Annotated in this window: 16 protein-coding genes; 9 read left to right on the top strand and 7 right to left on the bottom strand. The window is 74.6% G+C overall.

Going from position 1 to position 17,503, the window contains the following annotated elements; translation table 11 throughout:
* Positions 1-90 precede the first annotated feature (90 nt).
* The gene (locus AB0C76_RS27845; protein WP_359970820.1) at positions 91-2,454 is read right to left on the bottom strand and encodes a molybdopterin cofactor-binding domain-containing protein; all 2,364 of its coding nucleotides are present in this window, start codon (positions 2,452-2,454) and stop codon (positions 91-93) included.
* A gap of 258 nt (positions 2,455-2,712) precedes the next feature.
* Here AB0C76_RS27845 and AB0C76_RS27850 point away from each other — a divergent pair, with 258 nt between their 5' ends.
* Entirely contained in the window at positions 2,713-4,011 is a 1,299-nt protein-coding gene (locus AB0C76_RS27850; protein ID WP_359970822.1) for an MFS transporter, read from the top strand.
* Here the strand turns inward: AB0C76_RS27850 and AB0C76_RS27855 are convergent.
* Positions 3,915-4,175, bottom strand: a complete 261-nt coding sequence (locus AB0C76_RS27855; protein ID WP_359970824.1) for a hypothetical protein — start codon at positions 4,173-4,175, stop codon at positions 3,915-3,917. The two genes, AB0C76_RS27850 and AB0C76_RS27855, sit on opposite strands and share 97 nt — an antisense overlap.
* A gap of 119 nt (positions 4,176-4,294) precedes the next feature.
* On the opposite strand from AB0C76_RS27855, the gene AB0C76_RS27860 reads away from it, so the two are divergent.
* From AB0C76_RS27860 to AB0C76_RS27870, 3 genes are all read left to right on the top strand, one after another.
* Complete coding sequence (locus tag AB0C76_RS27860) at positions 4,295-5,047, top strand: Mut7-C RNAse domain-containing protein (protein WP_359970826.1); 753 nt, start codon at positions 4,295-4,297, stop codon at positions 5,045-5,047.
* Positions 5,048-5,214: 167 nt separating this feature from the next.
* A complete protein-coding gene (locus AB0C76_RS27865) occupies positions 5,215-5,622 on the top strand; it encodes a cupin domain-containing protein (protein WP_359970961.1) in 408 nt (135 codons plus the stop codon).
* Positions 5,619-7,514 (top strand): CocE/NonD family hydrolase, encoded by a 1,896-nt coding sequence (locus AB0C76_RS27870; RefSeq protein WP_359970828.1) that lies wholly within the window; start codon positions 5,619-5,621, stop codon positions 7,512-7,514. The genes AB0C76_RS27865 and AB0C76_RS27870 overlap by 4 nt, the downstream gene beginning before the upstream one ends.
* Before the next feature lie 25 nt (positions 7,515-7,539).
* Here the strand turns inward: AB0C76_RS27870 and AB0C76_RS27875 are convergent, their stop codons facing one another.
* From AB0C76_RS27875 to AB0C76_RS27890, 4 genes are all read right to left on the bottom strand, one after another.
* On the bottom strand, positions 7,540-8,367 hold the full coding sequence (locus AB0C76_RS27875; RefSeq protein ID WP_359970829.1) for a hypothetical protein: 828 nt from the start codon (positions 8,365-8,367) through the stop codon (positions 7,540-7,542).
* 70 nt (positions 8,368-8,437) lie between these two features.
* The gene (locus tag AB0C76_RS27880; RefSeq protein WP_359970831.1) at positions 8,438-9,295 is read right to left on the bottom strand and encodes a hypothetical protein; all 858 of its coding nucleotides are present in this window, start codon (positions 9,293-9,295) and stop codon (positions 8,438-8,440) included.
* Positions 9,296-9,340: 45 nt separating this feature from the next.
* On the bottom strand, positions 9,341-10,594 hold the full coding sequence (locus AB0C76_RS27885; protein WP_359970833.1) for a DUF2306 domain-containing protein: 1,254 nt from the start codon (positions 10,592-10,594) through the stop codon (positions 9,341-9,343).
* Positions 10,595-10,780: 186 nt separating this feature from the next.
* Complete coding sequence (locus tag AB0C76_RS27890) at positions 10,781-11,299, bottom strand: PadR family transcriptional regulator (protein ID WP_359970835.1); 519 nt, start codon at positions 11,297-11,299, stop codon at positions 10,781-10,783.
* 167 nt (positions 11,300-11,466) lie between these two features.
* Here AB0C76_RS27890 and AB0C76_RS27895 point away from each other — a divergent pair, with 167 nt between their 5' ends.
* The 3 genes from AB0C76_RS27895 (at position 11,467) to AB0C76_RS27905 (ending at position 14,357) form a co-directional block, all read left to right on the top strand.
* Positions 11,467-11,994, top strand: coding sequence for an inorganic diphosphatase (locus AB0C76_RS27895; protein ID WP_359970963.1), 528 nt, complete (start codon positions 11,467-11,469; stop codon positions 11,992-11,994).
* Positions 11,995-12,003: 9 nt separating this feature from the next.
* A complete protein-coding gene (locus AB0C76_RS27900) occupies positions 12,004-13,188 on the top strand; it encodes a cytochrome P450 (RefSeq protein ID WP_359970837.1) in 1,185 nt (394 codons plus the stop codon).
* A gap of 86 nt (positions 13,189-13,274) precedes the next feature.
* Entirely contained in the window at positions 13,275-14,357 is a 1,083-nt protein-coding gene (locus AB0C76_RS27905; RefSeq protein ID WP_359970839.1) for a TerD family protein, read from the top strand.
* 24 nt (positions 14,358-14,381) lie between these two features.
* Here the strand turns inward: AB0C76_RS27905 and AB0C76_RS27910 are convergent, their stop codons facing one another.
* Positions 14,382-15,077 (bottom strand): C39 family peptidase, encoded by a 696-nt coding sequence (locus AB0C76_RS27910; RefSeq protein WP_359970841.1) that lies wholly within the window; start codon positions 15,075-15,077, stop codon positions 14,382-14,384.
* Positions 15,078-15,166: 89 nt separating this feature from the next.
* Here AB0C76_RS27910 and AB0C76_RS27915 point away from each other — a divergent pair, with 89 nt between their 5' ends.
* Together AB0C76_RS27915 and AB0C76_RS27920 are read left to right on the top strand one after the other, a co-directional pair.
* Positions 15,167-16,762: an NAD(P)/FAD-dependent oxidoreductase gene (locus tag AB0C76_RS27915; protein WP_359970843.1), complete on the top strand. Its 1,596-nt coding sequence runs from the start codon at positions 15,167-15,169 to the stop codon at positions 16,760-16,762.
* Between the two features lie 89 nt (positions 16,763-16,851).
* Positions 16,852-17,460, top strand: coding sequence for a hypothetical protein (locus tag AB0C76_RS27920; protein WP_359970845.1), 609 nt, complete (start codon positions 16,852-16,854; stop codon positions 17,458-17,460).
* The last annotated feature ends 43 nt before the right edge of the window (positions 17,461-17,503 follow it).

Raw genomic sequence — 17,503 nt, forward strand, 5'->3', positions numbered from 1 at the left:
GGACGAGGCCGACAGATCCGGTTGAGGACCCGAGGTCAGTCAGAGGTTGAGTCAGACCTGCCCGGGAACCGCTCATGAACATCCTCACTGTCAGAAGTCGATCGGGAACGAGCGCGGGCTCGTGCCGGTCGCACGGGCGTAGGCGTTGGCCACCGCGGCGGAGGCGGCGGGGACGCCCAACTCGCCGGCGCCGCCGGGCGGTCCGCTCGGCGGCATGAGGTGGATCTCGACGGCGGGCGGGGAGTGCCGCTGCCGGGCGTAGTGGAAGTCGCCGTAACTGCCCTCGCGGAAGGCGCCGTTGTCGAGGTGGTTGCCGGCCTGGAGGATCACCGAGATGCCGTCCATCAGCGCGCCGGTCAACTGGGCTTCCAGGCCACGGGGGTTGACCACCTGGCCGACGTCGGCGGCGATCACCGCCTTGGTGACGCGCGGGTTCTTCGGGTCGGTGGCGTCGAGCTCCACGAGGTAGGCGACGCGCCCGCCGTTCTCGTCGTGGTAGCCGACGCCCTGGGCCTGGCCGGGGGGCATCGGGCGGCCCCAGTTCCCGGCCGTGGCCGCGGTGTCCAGGACGGCCCGCCCGGCGGCGTCGCGCAGCCGGGCTCGGCGGAAGGCGACCTCGTCCTGGCCCATCCGGCGGGCCAGTTCGTCCATCATGATCTCGTCGGCGACCCGGACGGTGCCGGAGTAGACCGAGCGCCAGCTGCCGGTGTGCACGTCCAGGGGCACTTCGGCGAGCAGCTGGGTCGGGATGCCGACGTTGTAGGGGTTCTTCTCGCTGAGCAGGAAGAAGGCCTGGTTGAGGCTGATCCCGGCGAGCGAGAGGTTGAAGCCGGCGGCGGTCAGGGCCTCGCCGAGGCCGTGCCGCATGTCGGTCTTGACGGTGGCGGCGCGGTGCTCGTAGCTGAGCACCTGGCCGAGGGCGTAGGTGGCCCGGACGCGGTGGTGGCTCGCGGGGCGCATCCGGCCGTGGCGCATGTCGTCGTTGCGCGTCCACATGAGCTTGACCGGGCGGCCGGCCGCCTTGGAGATCTGCGCGGCCTCCAGCGCGGCGTCGAAGAACAGCCGCCGCCCGAACGAGCCGCCACCGCGCACCACGTGGACGGTCACGGCGTCCTGGGGGAGGCCGAGTTCGGCGGCGATGGCCTGCTGCGCGACGATCGGCGTCTGGGCGGCGAACCAGACCTCGGCCCGGTTGGGCCGCACGTCCGCGATCGCCGTGAGGACCTCCATCGGGGCGTGGTTGACGAAGGCGAAGTCGAACTCGCCGTCCACGTGGGCGGTGAGCAGCGGCGGGACGAGGAACGGCGCGTGGGCGGCGCGGAGCCGGTCGCGGACGTCGGCGTCGGACAGGCCCGCGGCCGGGCCCGGGTTCCAGGTGGTGACGAGCGCGTCGCGGGCCTTCAACGCCTGGTCGAAGGTCTCGGCGAGGACGGCGACGCCGCTCGGGATCCGCGCGACGCCGAGCACGCCGGGCATGGCGCGCGCGGCGGTGGCGTCCAGGGACCTGAGCGTGCCGTTGACGGTGGTCGGGCGGGCGACGACGGTCGGTACGGCGCCGGGGACGGCCAGGTCCCCGGTGTACGTGGCGCGGCCGGTGACGATGTCGCGGGCGTCGATGCGGCCGGTGGGCCTGCCGACGAGGCGCAGCCGGTCCGCCGCCTTGGGGGCCGAGGACACGGCCGGGACGGTGATCGTCGCGGCGTCGGCGGCGAGTTCGCCGTAGCCGGCGCGACGGCCGTCCGGGGCGAGGACGCCGGAGTCGGCGGTGCGCAGGGTGGCGGCGGGGAGGTCCCAGCGGCTCGCGGCGGCGGTCACCAGGCGGGCGCGGGCGGCGGCAGCGGCGGCGCGCACCGGGCCGTACAGCGAGCGCACCGAGTTGGAGGCACCGGTGAGCTGGTTGAACAGCAGCTCGGGGCGGCCGTCGGAGAGCGGCACGTCGACGTCGGTGAGCCGCGCGTCGAGTTCGTCGGCGACGAGCATCGCGACGGCGGTGGTGAGGCCCTGGCCGACCTCCAGGCGGGGCAGGCGCAGGACGGCGCGCCCGGCGGCGGTGAGCTCCAGGACGAGCAGGTGGGAGGTCGGCAGGCCGGCCAGGATGAGGGCGTCACCGAGGTCCAGGACGTCCGGGATGCCCGGAAGGCCGATCAACTGCGGTGGTGCGGAGCCGTTTCGGGCCTGCGCGGTGGCCTGTGAGGCGGTCTGCGCGGCGGCCCGGACGACGGCGCGCGCGGTGGCCGGGGCGGCGGCGTCCAGACCGAGTCGGGCGGCGACGGTGAGGGTGGGTGCGGCGAGGAGGTAGGTGAGGAAGCGGCGGCGACCGGTTTCGGCGTCGGGCGCGTCGGGCGCGCCGGGGGCGCCGCCCGAGGGGGCGGTGGAGGTGGTGATGGGAGGAGCCCTTCGAGCCGGTGACGGCGCCGGTACGGTCGGTGCCGGGTCGCGAACGCCGTTGAGCATAGGAGGGCGGTATTGACGGGTCAACACCGGCAAATTTGGTCCGGCGGGCGGATCGCTTGCGGGCGAACGGATGACGCCGTCGCACGGCGGTTCAGCCGTCGCGTGCCGGTGCGGGTGCCGGTGGGCAAGTGGCCCAGGAAAGAGCTTGATCATTGGCTCTTCCGGATGGGCCACCGGCTCCCTAGGCTGGCGTGCGAACCGTTGCGAACCGTTGCGAACGGGCGGCCCGCGCGCCGCCCCCGACCTGTCAGGAGCGAAGTGCCGACTCGTCTCGTCCCGCCCGCCGGGCCCCAGCGGACGCTTGCTGCCGCCCAGTTGGCGAGTGCCGTCGGGGACGGTGCCTACTACACCTGCTCCGCGCTCTACTTCACGCACGTCGTCGGGATGTCCGCGGCCCGCCTCGGCGTCGGCCTCGCCGTCGCGTGGGCGCTCGGCTCGCTCGCGGGCGTGCCGCTGGGCCAGCTCGCCGACCAGCGGGGCCCGCGCCGCACGGCGGTGGGGCTCGCGCTGGCGACGGCGGCGGTCGTCGCGCTGTTCCTGGTGATCCGCTCCTACCCGCTGTTCCTGGTCGCGATCTGCCTCTACGCGACCACCCAGTCCGGGCTCACCGCCGCGCGCCAGGCGCTCGTCGGCGGGCTGGTGTCGCCCGCGGAGCGGACCGGCCTGCTGGCCCACTTGCAGTCAACGCTCAACGGCGGGCTGGCGGTTGGCGCCGCTGTCGGCGGCATCGCGCTGACCGTCGGCACCCGCGAGGCCTACCTCGGGGCGTTCGTCGTCACCTCGCTCGGGTTCGTCGTCGGCGGGCTGGTCCTGCTGAGGCTGCCCGAAGTCCCCCCGGCGGCAGGCCAGTCGAGGCCGGGGCCGCGGTTCGAGGTGCTGACCGACCGCCGGTACGCACTCGTCGCGCTCGTCAACACCGTTCTGCTGCTGCGGATGCCGCTGCTGAGCCTGGTGATCCCGCTCTGGCTCGCGCAGCGGGCGTCGGGCCTCGGCTGGCTCGGGTCGGTGTTGTTCGTCCTCAACACCGTGGGCGTGATGGCGTTCCAGGTGCGGGTGGCACGCGACGTGAGCGACCCGGCGTCGGGTTCGCGCGCGGTGCGCTCGGCCGGTGTGCTGCTGCTCGTCTCGTGCGCGGTGTTCGGCCTTTCGGCGCTGGACGTGCCCGTGTGGGCGTTCGCGGCGCTGCTGCTGGGCGGATCGATCTTCCTGCTGGTGGGGGAGATGCGGCAGTCGGCGGGGTCGTGGCAGATCAGCTTCGACCTCGCGCCCGCCGACCGGATCGGGCAGTACCAGGGCTTCTTCGGGACGGGCGTCGCCGTCGCGCGGACCCTCGGGCCGCTCGTCCTCACGACGCTGCTGCTCGACGGCGGGCTGCCCGGCTGGCTCGTGCTCGGCGCGGTGTTCCTGGTGGCCGGCTGCGCGATGGGCCCGGCCGTCCGGTGGGCCGAGCGCGACCGGCGCTACCCGTCGTCCGTCTCGTCGGCGCCGCCCACCGCCGCGTCCGACGCGGCGACGTCCGCGGCCCCGACGCCGGTCACCGCCGCCGAGGCGCCGTAGAGGTCGTCGTCGCCGCCGTAGGGCGGCACCTCGGCTTTCCGGTGGGGCCCGCGCTCGTCGCGGCCGTCGAAGAGGTCGTCCGGCTCCCCGGCGTCCAGGCGGGTCAGGGGCCCCGCCGCATCGTCGCCCCGCCGGTCGTGGTGGGGCTGCCCGTCACCGGCCATCGCGTGCTCCCAAGGCCGCCGTTGCTCCGGATGCGTCCGATCGTACTCCGCCGCCGCTCGGCCCGAGCGGCGGCGGAAAACGGTGGCCCCGGCTCGCCGCTCGCTGGCATGCTGGCCGCGTGGACACCCCGGACAGACCGCAGATCTTCGTCGACTTCGCCCCTGAGCTGCACCTCTTCGTCGCAGGCCGGCGCCGCGAGGGCCGGTCGGAGCTGCGCACCGACGGCACCTCGACGCTGGGCCACGTCGTCGAGTCCCTCGGCGTGCCGCTCACCGAGGTCGGTGCCCTGCTCGTCGACGGCCGCCCGGTGTCCGACTCGCACGTCCCCGCCGACGCCGAACACGTCGAGGTGCGCGGCGTCGCCCGCCCGCAGCCCGCCCCGGGCCCGCTGCGCTTCCTGCTCGACGTCCACCTCGGCACCCTCGCCCGCCGCCTGCGCCTGCTCGGCGTCGACGCCGCCTACGAGAACCCGGACATCGGCGACGCCGCCCTCGCCGCCCGCTCCGCCGCCGAGCGGCGCGTCATGCTCTCGCGCGACCGCGGCCTCCTGCGCCGCCGCGAACTCTGGGCCGGCGCCTACGTCTACAGCCACCGCCCGGCCGAGCAGCTGCGTGACGTCCTCTCCCGCTTCGCCCCGCCGCTGGCCCCCTGGAGCCGCTGCACGACGTGCAACGGGACGCTGCGCACGGTGGAGAAGACGACGGTGCGCGAGCAGCTGCACGACGGCACCGAGCGCTCGTACGACGCGTTCGCGCAGTGCGCGGACTGCGGCCAGGCGTACTGGCGCGGCGCGCACCACGCGCGGCTGGACGCGATCGTGGCGGACGCGGTCCGCGAGTTCGGCGGGACGGCCGTCACGGCGGGTGACTGAGCGCCCCGGATGACCCGGACGCCGGGCTCAGGGTAGAGCCAGGGACCGGTCCTCTGGCGGGTGTCCCGCGGGGCGTGATCCCATCGGCGGTGGGGGCGAGCCGGGGGTGCTCCGTCCTGGAAGACGCGTCAGAGAGGCCGGGTCCGATTCACATGCATTCGTTGAACGTGCAGCCGTTCGGGACGACAGACGTGGGCGAGGCGCCCGTCGTGGTGGCGCCGGACGGTGCGGCGGTGTTCCCGCTGCTCGACATGGCCGGGCGGGGGAGCCTCGCGGTGTTCGAGCTCGCACCCGGGGACGTGACGCGTGCGGTGTCGCACGCCACCGTGCAGGAGCTGTGGTTCGTCACCGGGGGTCGAGGCGAGCTGTGGCGCCGGCAGGGGGACCGTGAGGAGACCGTCCCGCTCGTCCCGGGGACGGCCGCGTCGATACCGCTGGGCACCGCGTTCCAGTTCCGGGCGGACGAGGACGCCGAAGGGCCGCTGCGCATCGCGGCCGTCACGATGCCGCCGTGGCCGGGGACGGACTCCGAGGCCCGCCCGGAGCAGGGCCAGTGGGAGGCGACGGTCCGATGAGCCGTGGAGGGGGGAGGCTCCGCCGCGCCTCGGCGGCGGCGCTCGCGGCACTGACCGTACTCGGCCTGTCGACGGTCCCGGCCGCTGCCGCAGCACCGCCGGCCGAACCGCACCTGCGGTCGCTGTACGTGCCGATGCCCGACGGCGTGCGCCTGGCCGTCGACGTCTACCTGCCCGCCGGCGCCGCCGCGGGCGCGAACCTGCCGACCGTCCTGGTCACCCAGCGCTACTGGCGGGCCCGCGTGCAGCAGGGCGCGCCCGACCAGGGCGGGAGCGGCGACGCGGCGGGGTGGAACGCCCGCGGCTACGCCTACGTGGTCGCCGACCTGCGCGGCACCGGCGCGTCCTTCGGCACGCTGGACGCCGAGATCGGCGAGAAGGCGGTCGCCGACAGCGGCTCCCTGAGCGACTGGATCGCCGCGCAGCCCTGGTCCAACGGCCGGGTCGGCACCACCGGCGTGTCCTACGGCGGCGACACGGCGATGCTCGCCACCGCGCTCGGCGACCACCACATCACCGCCGCCGCGCCGGTCTCCTACGACTTCGACCCGTACGAGGACCTCGTGCGCCCCGGCGGGGTGCTCATCGAACCGCGGATCGCGCCCTACGCGATGCTCCTGCGGATCCTCGACCGGTCGGCCGGCACCACCTGCGACACCAGCGCCGAGACCCGGGCGGTCTGCGACGCCACCGGCCTCACCGGCGCGATCCCGCGGCCGGTGGACGGCCCCGACGGGCTCGCGCTGCTGGCGGCCGCCCGGGCCGAGCACGCGGGCAACGCCAACCTCGTCGAGATGGCCCACCAGGGCGCCTACCGCGACTACCGGGACGGCCCGAGGAGCTGGACGGTCGGCAGCGTCGGGGAGAAGACCGACGCCGTCGAGACGGGCGGCGTGCCCGTCCTGACGGACGCCGGCTGGCTCGACGCGGGCACCGCCAACGGCGTGCTGTCCCAGTTCACCGCCCTGTCGAACACCCAGGACGCGTGGATCGGTCCGTGGAGTCACGGCATGGCCTGGATCGCGGACCCGTTCCAGACCCCGCGCCACCTGACCGACGCCGAGCGCGCCCAGCTCGACGACCGGACCGCCGCGTTCTTCGACCGCTACGTGAGGAGCGGCGAACAGCCCGACGGTAAAAGGCAGTTGCACTACTACACCATGAACGAAGGGGTCTGGCGCACGACCGACCGCTTCCCGCTGCCCGGCACCCGCGAGCGCCGTCTCTACCTCGACAGCGGGAACGCGCTCTCCTGGCAGCGCCCGGACGAGGCCGGCGACGGCGAGGGTGGCGACGGGGGCGGGGGCAGCGACACACTCCGCCTCGACCCGACCGCCGGGACCGGCAGGTTCGACCGCTGGAACACCAACCTCACCGGGAACAAGGTCAGTTACCCCGACCGCGCCGCCGTGGACACCCGCCTCCTCGGCTACACCGGCCCGGCCCTCGGCCGTGACACCCGGGTGACCGGCCTCGGCCGTGTGGTCCTCGACGTCACCGGGCTGGAGGGGTCGGCGAACGGCGCCCTGCACGTGTACCTGGAGGACGTCACCCCGGACGGCCGCGTGACGTACCTGGCGGAAGGTCAACTCGCGCTGAACGAGCGCGCGGTGGCCGACCGGGGCGACAACCCCGACTGGCGGAGCCTGCGCACGCCCCGGACGTACGCCGCCGCCGACGCGACGCCGTTCCCGCAGGGCCGCCCCGAGCGGGTGACGGTGGACCTGCTCCCCACGTCGGTGCTGTTCAGGGCGGGCGACCGGATCCGCGTCACGGTCGCCGCGGCCAACCCGGACTCGTTCCAGCTGCTGCCCGCCGACGGCCGCGCCGTGTACGCGATCGGCCACGGCGGAGCCCGTCCGTCCTACCTCGAACTCCCGGTCGTGGGCTGACGGGCCGGCGCTCGTCCTCCGCTCGTCACTGCGGCGGGTGGAGGACGAGCGTCCAGGTGTGCGTGAGGTACTTGTTCGGTCGCTCGGGGTTGCGCTCGCGGACGACGGCCGTGAGACGGTCGGCGGCCGTCCGCTCCAGCGTGGCGACGAACCGTTCGCCCTCGCCGTCGGGCACGGCGAGGAGCTCGGCGAGCACGGTGTCCGTCAGGTCGCGGCCGACCGCCCGCAGCACGCCCGCGTCCAGGATCAGGACCGTGCCGTCGGACAGGACGACCGGCTCGCGCAGCTGCGAGGACGTGAGCAGCAGGGAGCTGCGCTCGATCACGCCGCCGGGCAGGAGGCGCACGACGCGGCTCCCGGTGGGGGTCGCGCGGTCGGCCTCGACGACGCGGACGCCGGTGCCGACGACGTAGTGGCCGTAGCTGCGCCAGGTGTCGGTGACGTTGCCGTCGCGGTCGAACTGCCAGGTGTGGAAGTAGTCGTAGCCCTCCAGCCCGAGCAGGAACCGGCCCCCGTCGAGCGCCGCGCCGCGCTCGCCGCGGAGTTCGGCGACCAGGGTGCCGTCGGCGAGGTCGAGGAGGTAGGCGGGGCCGAGGTGGCCCCACGCGTGGTAGTTGATGGAGCCGGTGGTGACGAGGACGCGTCCGGAGGAGATGTGCGCCGCGTTGGGCGTTCCCGGGACGGGGTGGGTCCACCGGAGGCGCCCGGCGGGGTCGGTGCAGGTGATCTCGCCGGTGCGGCCGCCGATGACCAGGTCGTCGCGGGCGGCGAACGGTTCCTCGCGCACCGCGTAGACCGGGTCCATGCCGCGCCTGCGCTGCTGGTCGATGACGGTGACGTGCCAGTTCCCCATGCGGGCGATCGTAGGGTGTGCCCGGATGCCCGCACGGCAGGCGGGGGTTCGCAGACGGGCCCTGGGGGAGTCAGGCCGGCACGGACCGCCGGGTCCACAGCCAGTGCCCGATGGCGCCGGTGGAGAGCAGGCCGGCGAGCAGGACGACGAGCGGGAGAGCCGCCCCGGACGACCACGTGACGTCCCCCGCGCGCCCGGCCAGCAGGACGGCCGACGCCAGCGCCACCCCGGGGACGGAGATCAGGGCGGGTCGCAGCCGGGCGAGGTCGTCCTCGGCGAGGGCGCCGAGCACGCCCACCCCGAGCGCGAGGCACCAGACCCCGAGGCCCTGCGCGTCGGCCCGGCCGACCGCCCACGGCACGAGCCCGCCCCAGAAACGGGGAGAGAGCACCAGGCCGGTGCCGAGGCCGAGCCACCCGGAGCCGAGCACCGCGAGCAGCGGCTTCGACCACGCGGGCAGCGGGGCGATCCGGGCCGGGGGCACGGCGACGGGTCGCCGGTACTGCACGACGAGGCAGAGCACCGACGCGGCGGCCAGGGCGCCGAGGGTGGCGACCCAGCCCAGGCTGAACAGCACCGGGACGATCAACCCGCCGGTGGCGACGTGCAGTTCGCGCGCATCGGCGACGCTGACGGCGAACAGTCCGACGAGCACGACGACGGTCGGCAGGACGAGCGTGCGTACCTCCTCCCACACCCGCGCGCGGCCCACCACGAGCAGCCCGGGGGAGACGCCGACCATGGCCGCGCCGATCAGGCCGGGGCTGAGCGCCTCCGGCGAGTGCCACGCGCCGAAGGCGTGCCCGGTCAGGCCCGCGACGGCCAGCAGTGCGCCGGTCAGGATGCTGACGACCGCGACGACGGCGGACAGCGTGGTGATGGCGGGCGACAGCTCCCGGCCGCCGAGGCCCGGGTCCTGGGTGCTCATGTGCGCGGTCCTCCTGGGGAGTCGGTCATCGGCCGGGCGGGGCCGTCACAGCGGGAGGGCCCGCTTCGGCCGCTCGGCCGACGGTCCGGTCTGACGTTTCGTCACCTCGCGGGCGTGCAGCACCCGCAGGCTCACCACGGCGGTGGCGGCGAAGGCGAGCATCCCGCAGCCGATGCCGACGCCGGCCATGAGCGCGGTCCGCCCGTCCAGGCGCATCCCGTGCTCGAAGAGCGGTGCCGCGACGGCGGAGAACGCGGGCGCCAGGCACAGGAACGCCAGGTGCAGCCGCCACTCCTCGCGCGCCCAGCCCGTCGTCCGCCGCTGGCGCGCCATGACGAAGGCGTACGTCAGCAGGAGCGGGATGAGGTAGGCGAGCAGGAGCCGCCGGCCCTCCGAGCCCCAGGCCGCGAAGGACCGCACCAGCCACACGACCCCGGCGGCGCCGATGAGTTGGGCGACGGCCAGGACGGCGGGCGGGCACCACGTGCCGGTCATGCCGCGCACGGTGGTCCGCCGGTCGAGGGCCCGGGAGGCGAGCAGTGCGCCGAACGTCACGATCGACCCGAGGTGCATGATGGCCACCCGGTTGAGTTCGGCGACCGGCTGGTCTCCGAGGACGAGTGGCAGCGCGCCCCACTCCAGGCGCAGCAGTGGTGCCGTCATCAGGTAGCCGTAGCAGAGCAGCAGCCAGCGCTGGTGCAGGTCGGGGAAGCCGGTGAGGGCGGCGCCGATGCCGAGCGTCGTGCTCAGCACCGTGCCCACCAGGATGGTGGCGAGGACGACCCAGAACGCCGGCCCGCTGAACGCCTGGGCCGGCGGGGTGCGGGCCAGGTAGGCGGCGGCGCCGGCCATCGACGCGTACACCGTGGCGGCGAAGACGACGCCGACGGCGCGGTGCAGCCGGATCCGCCGGCGGACGGCCGACCAGAGCTGGAGCGGTCCGAGCAGCATCAGGGCGCCGCCGAGGACCGTGTGCACCAGCAGCGGCACGAAGCTGCGCCGGTACGGTTCGAGCCGGTCGGCGAGCGCCTCGGCCACGTGGGCCGGCGACACCCCGGAGTGGGCGAGCGCCCACCGGCCGGGCGCGAACGCGCCGGGGTGGTCGTAGGGCCAGATGTCGGTCATGGCGATGGGCGCGTAGACGACGCAGAGTCCGGCGACCGCGAGGGCGGCCACCCGGCCCCAGCGGGCGTCCCGCCGTCCGTCGGTCCGTCCGTCGGTCCGTCCGTCGGTCCGTCCGCCCGTCCGCCTGTCGGCCCGCCCGTCCCGCTCGTCCGTCGTGCCGTTCAGCCGCCGCATCGCGACCCTCCCGCCGCCCCGCCGATTGGTCGGTTCCGATAGTCCGGACCGGATGGTCCAGATTCGATGGTCCAGAAGGGACTATGTGGAAGGTAGGGCCGTCCGGCGGCGCGGTCAATGGGTCCGGCGCGGATTGCCACCGTCAAGCAGGCGTCAAGTAGGCCTCACCTGGGCCTCGGGCGGGCGTCAGGAGTCGTCGCGGGACTGCACCCACTGCCAGAAGTCCACCATCATCCGCTCGTACCGGATGCCGAACTCCAGCGCCTCGCGCTCCCCCCGGCTCAGCAGCTCGCCGACCTCGTCCGCCAGGCGCTCGTACTCGCCGAGCGTGCGGCCGTGCTCCAGTACCTGCCCCGGCGCGAGGATCCGCGGGCTGCCGCCGAACCACAACTTGAGGATGTTCCGCTCCCGCGCCTCCACCGGCTCGAAGCCCGGATCGGCCAGCCACTCGGCCAGCGCGGCCCTCCCCTCGTCGGTGAGCCGCATCAGCCGCCGGTTGCGCCCGCCCTCCTGCCGCACCTCGGACAACAGCCCGCCCTGCAGCAGGCGGTCGCACTGCGCGTACACCTGCGCGTGCGGCACCGACCAGAACGGCGCGACCGTCCGGGCCGCCTCCACCTTGACGTCGTACGGGCTGGCCTCGCCCAGCTTGTCGATGATGCCGAGCACGAGGAACGAGGGGGTGGTCAACCGGGTTTCGGGCATGCGGTGACGGTACCGCGCGCACCCGGCGCCCCAACACGCGTCGCGAAGGGTGGGCGGCGCGGGCCCGTGCGGCGGACAATCGCCACAGGACCGGCGAGGAGGCCGAAGTGGAGGCGCAGGTGGAGTTCGAGGACCGGGGCGGGCCCGGGTCGACGTTCTTCGAGGTCATGATCGAGACCCCGCAGGGGTCCCGCAACAAGTACGTGATGGACTTCGCGGCAGGCCGCATCCGCCTCGACCGGACACTCTTCACCGCCACCCGCTACCCCGCGGACTACGGCTACGTCGAGGGCACCCTCGGCGGCGACGGCGAACCGCTGGACGCCCTCGTGCTCGGCGGCGAGCCGGCCGTGCCGGGCTGCGCGCAGACCTGCCGGGCCGTCGGCATGTGGGTCATGCGCGACGAACGCGGGCCGGACCAGAAGGTGCTGTGCGTGCCCGCCCGCGACCCGCGCTACGAGGGCCTGCGCGACATCGGCGACCTGCCGCGCTTCGACCTGCTGGAGATCACCCACTTCTTCCAGGTCTACAAGGACCTGGAGCGCGGCAAGTCCGTCGAGGGCTCGCACTGGGCGAGCCGCGCGGACGCCTACCGCGAGATCGCCGGCTCCCGGGCCCGGGCGGCGGGGACGCGCTTCGCCGGGCCGGCCCGCGCGGCCCGGGGCGGGGGAAACGGGTTCCGCCGCCGGCCGTAGGGTGATCACGTGACGCCATCCGACCTGACCGTGAAGGCCCTGATCGCCGACCCCTACGCGGGCTACGCCGCCCTGCGCGCATCCGCCCCCGTCCACCGGGTCGTCGGACCGGACGGACTGCCCGTGTGGCTGGTGACCCGCTACGCGGACGTCCGCCAGGCCCTCGCCGACCCGCGGCTGTCCCTCGACAAGGCCCATGCGGCGCCCGGCAACTACCACGGCTTCAGACTGCCGCCGGCCCTCGACGCCAACCTCCTCAACATGGACCCGCCCGACCACACCCGCATCCGCCGGCTGGTCACCAAGGCGTTCACCCCGGGCCGGACCGCCGCCCTGCGCGGCCCGATCGAGCAGGTCGCCGAGAAGCTGCTCGACGCGATGGCCCCGCTCGGCCGCGCCGACCTGCTCGCCGCCTACGCCGCGCCGCTGCCCATCACGGTCATCTGCGACCTGCTCGGCGTCCCCGAGGACGACCGGCACGACTTCCGTGCCTGGACCGACACCCTCATCACCCCCGACCCCGAGCGCCCGCAGGACGCCAAGGCCGCCGTCGGCGCCATGCTCGCCTTCTTCACCGGCCTCATCGGGCGCAAGCGCACCGCTCCCGGCGACGACCTCCTCTCCGACCTCATCGCGGTCCGCGACGCCGAGGACCGGCTCAGCGAGGACGAACTCACCTCGCTCGCCTTCCTGATCCTCTTCGCCGGCTACGAGAACACCGTCCACCTCATCGCCAACGCCGTGCTCGCCCTGCTCACCCACCCCGAGCAGCTCGCCGCCCTGCGGGCCGAACCGGCCCTGGTCGAGGGCGCGTTCGACGAGTTCGCCCGCTTCGACGGCCCGACCCCGGTGTCCATCCGGCGCTTCCCGCGCGAGGACGTCACCATCGGCGGTGTCACCGTCCCGGCCGGCGAGACCGTGCTGCTCGCCATAGCGTCCGCCAACCGCGACCCCGACCAGTTCGCCGACCCGGACCGGCTGGACCTGCGCCGCCGCGAGAGCGGCCAGCTCTCCCTCGGTCACGGCATCCACTACTGCCTCGGCGCGCCGCTCGCCAGGCTGGAGACCGAACTCGCCCTCGGCGCGCTGCTGCGCCGCTTCCCCGACCTGGCCCTCGACGTGCCCGTCGAGCAGCTCCGCCACCGGCCCGCGCTGCGCGCCCGCGGCCTGCTGGAACTGCCCGTCCGGTACTGACCCGCGGGCGGGAACCGGCACGGGCTCTACAGCGTTGTCGAGGGCGGACGGCGGAAAACGCAAGGGTGTGGAGGAGAGGAAGCGCCATGGGTGTGGCCCTGACGAAGGGCGGCAACGTCTCGCTGGGCAAGCAGGCCCCCGGGCTGGGGGCCGTGCGGGTGGGCCTCGGCTGGACGGCGGGCCCCGGATACGACCTGGACGCCAGCGCGCTGCTCTGCGGGCGCTCCGGTCAGGTCGTCTCGGACGGGCACTTCGTCTTCTTCAACAACCTGCGCAGCCCGGACGGTTCGGTCCGCCACCACGGCAGTGACCTGGACGGTTCGGGCGCACGGGGCGCGGCCAACGGCGACCGCGAGCGGATCGACGTCGACCTCGCCGCCGTGCCCGCCGACGTCGAGCGGATCGTCTTCGCCGTCGCCATCTACGACGCGGCGCAGCGCCACCAGTCCTTCGGGCAGGTGCGCGGCGCGTACATCCGCCTCACCGATGCCGACGGCGCCACCGAGGTGGTGCGCTACGACGTGGCCGCCGAGGCGGGCAGCGAGACGGCGATGGTGTTCGGCGAGCTCTACCGCAACGGCGCGGACTGGAAGTTCCGCGCCGTGGGGCAGGGCTACGCGACCGGGCTCGCGGGCATCGCGACCGACTTCGGCGTCGCGCTGCTCCAGCCCGCCGCCCCGGCGGCTGCGGAGGTCCCGGCGGCTCCGCCCGCTCCGGCGGCTCCGCCCGCCGTCGTCCAGCAGGCAGCCACGGTTCAGCGAGCAACAGGGAGTTCCCCAGTGACGTGCTTCTTCGACCCCTCGCACGGCGTCGGCTCGACCGCGGTGCTGTGGTCGCCGCAGTGGGGCGTGCCGCGCCAGATCCAGGCGTGCGCAGCCTGCGCCCAGCGCGTGCAGACCACGCCGCCGCCGTTCTACACCCCGCAGCAGGGGTACCCGCAGCCGGTCCAGCAGGGGTACCCCCAGGGCTACCAGCAGGGGCACCCGCAGGTCCCCGGCCAGGGCCATCCCGAGCAGCAGGGCGGCCGCCGCTTCGGCACCGGCGCCCTGCTGGGTGCCGGTGCCGCCGGCCTGGTCGGCGGCGCGCTGCTCAACGAGGCGCTGAGCGACGACGAGCCCCAGGTCGTCGTCAACAACTACTACGAGGGCGACGACGACAGCTTCTTCTAGGCCTCCCGACCCGGACGGCGGGCGTCACTCGACGACGACCGCCATCCGGCCGTACGTCGCGTAGCCGTTCTCGAAGTCCGCCTCCGAGACGGTCGTCCGGCCGCGCGCGGGGTCGTTGACCGACACCGTGCCGTCGCCGAACCCCGTGACGACGACGGCGTGTTCGGCCGGTCCCGCGTACAGCACCTGCCGGCCGTCGTACGCCGTGTAGGAGGTCGAGGCGAGGCGGCGCCACAGGTAGTCCACCCAGACGATCGCCGGGTGGCCGGCGGCCAGGCTGTCCTTCAGGGTCCCGACCGGGATGCCCGAACCGGTGTGGGTCACGGAGAGCCCGAAGGCGCGGGCGGCCTTCGTCACCGGCGGGGCGTACACGCCGAAGCCGGTGCCGTCCACCTCCGAGCCGTCCGGGTCGCCGACGAAGGCCTCGTACGGGTCCCCGGAGCGTGGGCCGGAGTGCCCGAACTCGGGGTGGTCCCAGTCGACGCCGATCCGGTCCAGGACGTCCTGGTCGCTCGCCGTCACGCCGCGCGCGGCCAGGACCATGCGCAGGGCCGCCGCCTCACAGTCGTTGGCGAGCGCTTGGCGGTAGTACGGCACCGATGCCGCCTCGACGCCGCCGCCGACGCCCCCGCCGGCCGTCGCGGTCCCGGTGCCGGCCGCCAGGGTCGCGCCGACGAGGGCGGCGATGCAGGCCACGCGTGCTTTCGCAATGATCGTCATGGCCATGACGCTACGAAGGACGGCTACGGAGCGCAGCCGGTGCGCCCCGAACCGGTGACGCGGCGTCCGTTCGGTCGTACGGTGGCGTGATGAACACGAACGCGTCCTCGCGGTACGACGCCGTGATCGTCGGCGGCGGGCACAACGGACTGGTGGCGGCGGCGTACCTCGCGCGGGCCGGGCGGCGGGTGCTGGTGCTCGAACGGCTGCCGCGGGTGGGCGGCGCGGCGGTGTCGGCGGAGGCCTTCCCGGGGATCGACGCGCGGCTGTCGCGCTACTCCTACCTGGTGAGCCTGCTCCCGCGCGCGATCGTGCGCGAGCTCGGCCTGCGAGTGGAGCTGCGGCGCCGCCGGATCTCCTCGTACACCCCGGTCGTGCGGGACGGGAAGCCCACCGGGCTGCTCGTCGACGCGGCCGACCCGGACCGCACGCGCGAGTCCTTCCGGGCGCTGACCGGCGGCGAGCGCGAGTGGGAGGCCTGGCGCCGCTTCCACGGCACGACCGGGCGGATCGCCGAACGCGTCTTCCCCACGCTCACCGAACCGTTGCCCCCGCGTGCCGAACTGCGCCGCCGCATCGGGGACGACGCGGCCTGGGAGGCGCTGTTCGAGCGGCCGCTGGGCGAGGCGATCGAGCGGACCTTCGCCGACGACCTCGTGCGCGGCGTCGTGCTGACGGACGCCCTGATCGGCACCTTCACCCACGCCCACGACCCCTCGCTGCGGCAGAACCGCTGCTTCCTGTACCACGTCATCGGCAACGGAACGGGCGACTGGGACGTCCCGGTCGGCGGGATGGGCGCGGTCACCGGCGCGCTCGCCGAGGCGGCGCTGGCGGCGGGCGCCGAGCTGCGCACGGACTGCGAGGTCACGGCGATCGCGACGGACGGCCTCGGCGATGCCGAGGTGACGTACCGGCACGAGGACGGCGAAGCCGTGGTGGCGGGTGCCAAGGTGCTGGTGAACGCGGCGCCGGCGGCCCTGGACCGCCTTCTCGGTGGTGCACCGTCGACCGGACTGCCGCCCGAGGGCGCACAGTTGAAGGTCAATATGGTGTTGCGCCGACTCCCCGCCCTCCGGGACTCCGCCGTCGACCCGCGGGACGCCTTCGCCGGCACGTTCCACATCGCCGAGGGCTACCGGCAGTTGGAGGCGGCGTACGGCGAGGCGGCGTCGGGCCGACTGCCCTCGGCGCCGCCGTCCGAGATCTACTGCCACACGCTCACCGACAGCTCGATCCTCGGCCCGGACGCGATCGGGCAGGGCCTCCACACGCTGACCCTCTTCGGGCTCCACATGCCCGCACGGCTGTTCGCGGACCCCGCGGCGCACGAGGACGTCAAGGCCCGTGCGCTGGCCGCGAGTCTGGCGCAGTTGGACGAGGTGCTCGCCGAGCCGATCGCCGACTGCCTGGCGACGGACGCGGACGGGCGGCCCTGCGTGGAGGCGAGGACACCGCTGGACCTGGAGCGCGAGATCGGCCTGCCGGGCGGTCACATCTTCCACCGCGACCTGTCCTTCCCGTACGCGGAAGGGGACCCGGCCGGCGCCGCCGAACGCTGGGGCGTGGCGACGGCCCACCGGAACGTGCTGCTGTGCGGCGCGGGGGCGGTGCGCGGCGGGGGAGTCAGCGGCATCCCCGGCCACAACGCGGCGATGGCGGTCCTGGAGGAGGCGGCCCGGTGACCCGGGCTGTCGGTGCGATGCGCTTGGATGGGCCTGTCGCACCGCCATCGTGCCGCTGTCGCACCGTTCCATCCGGGGGAGATCCGCCCATGACCACCACCTCCGACGTCGTGTTGCCCGCCGTGGCCGCCAACCCCACCGCCGAGTGGCTGGAGGCCTGCTACGGCCCGGGCACGCTCTGGCGCCCGAGCCCGGAGTCGCTGCCCGAGGGGCTGGAGCACGCCGGGACGCGGGCGTTCCTCACGGAGGTCGGCATCCCGGCCGCGCGCAACGGCTTCACCGGCTTCGACGGCGGGGGCCTCCCCGAGCGCGGCCTCTGGGAGGCCGACCCGGACGAGATCTACGGCCGCCGCTACCCGGACGACGACACCCCGCCGGACGGCTACGCCTACTGCGTCGGGCTCGTCGACGACGTGCACCTGATGGCGGACGGCGTCAGCGGCGTCGTCGAGGCGTACGACCCGAACGGCTGGGACCACGCCGCCGGCCACGTCGGGTGCGTGGCCGAGTCGGTGCCGCAGGCGCTGGCCGCGTTCGTCCTGCTGGCCGGGTTCGAGGAGCGTTTCGAGGACGGAGACGCGACGGCACTCGCCGAATTCACCGCGCTGCTGGAGCAGTTGGGACTGGACCCGGAGGAACACGACTTCTGGCAGGGCGTGCTGGACGAGCTGCGCGAGGGCTACCTGGACCTCGACTGACCCCCTTCCTGGTCCCTTCGGCCGCACGGCGCCCAGGCGCCGT

This window comes from Kitasatospora sp. NPDC048722, from assembly GCF_040650235.1.
In the GTDB taxonomy this organism is placed as follows: domain Bacteria; phylum Actinomycetota; class Actinomycetes; order Streptomycetales; family Streptomycetaceae; genus Kitasatospora.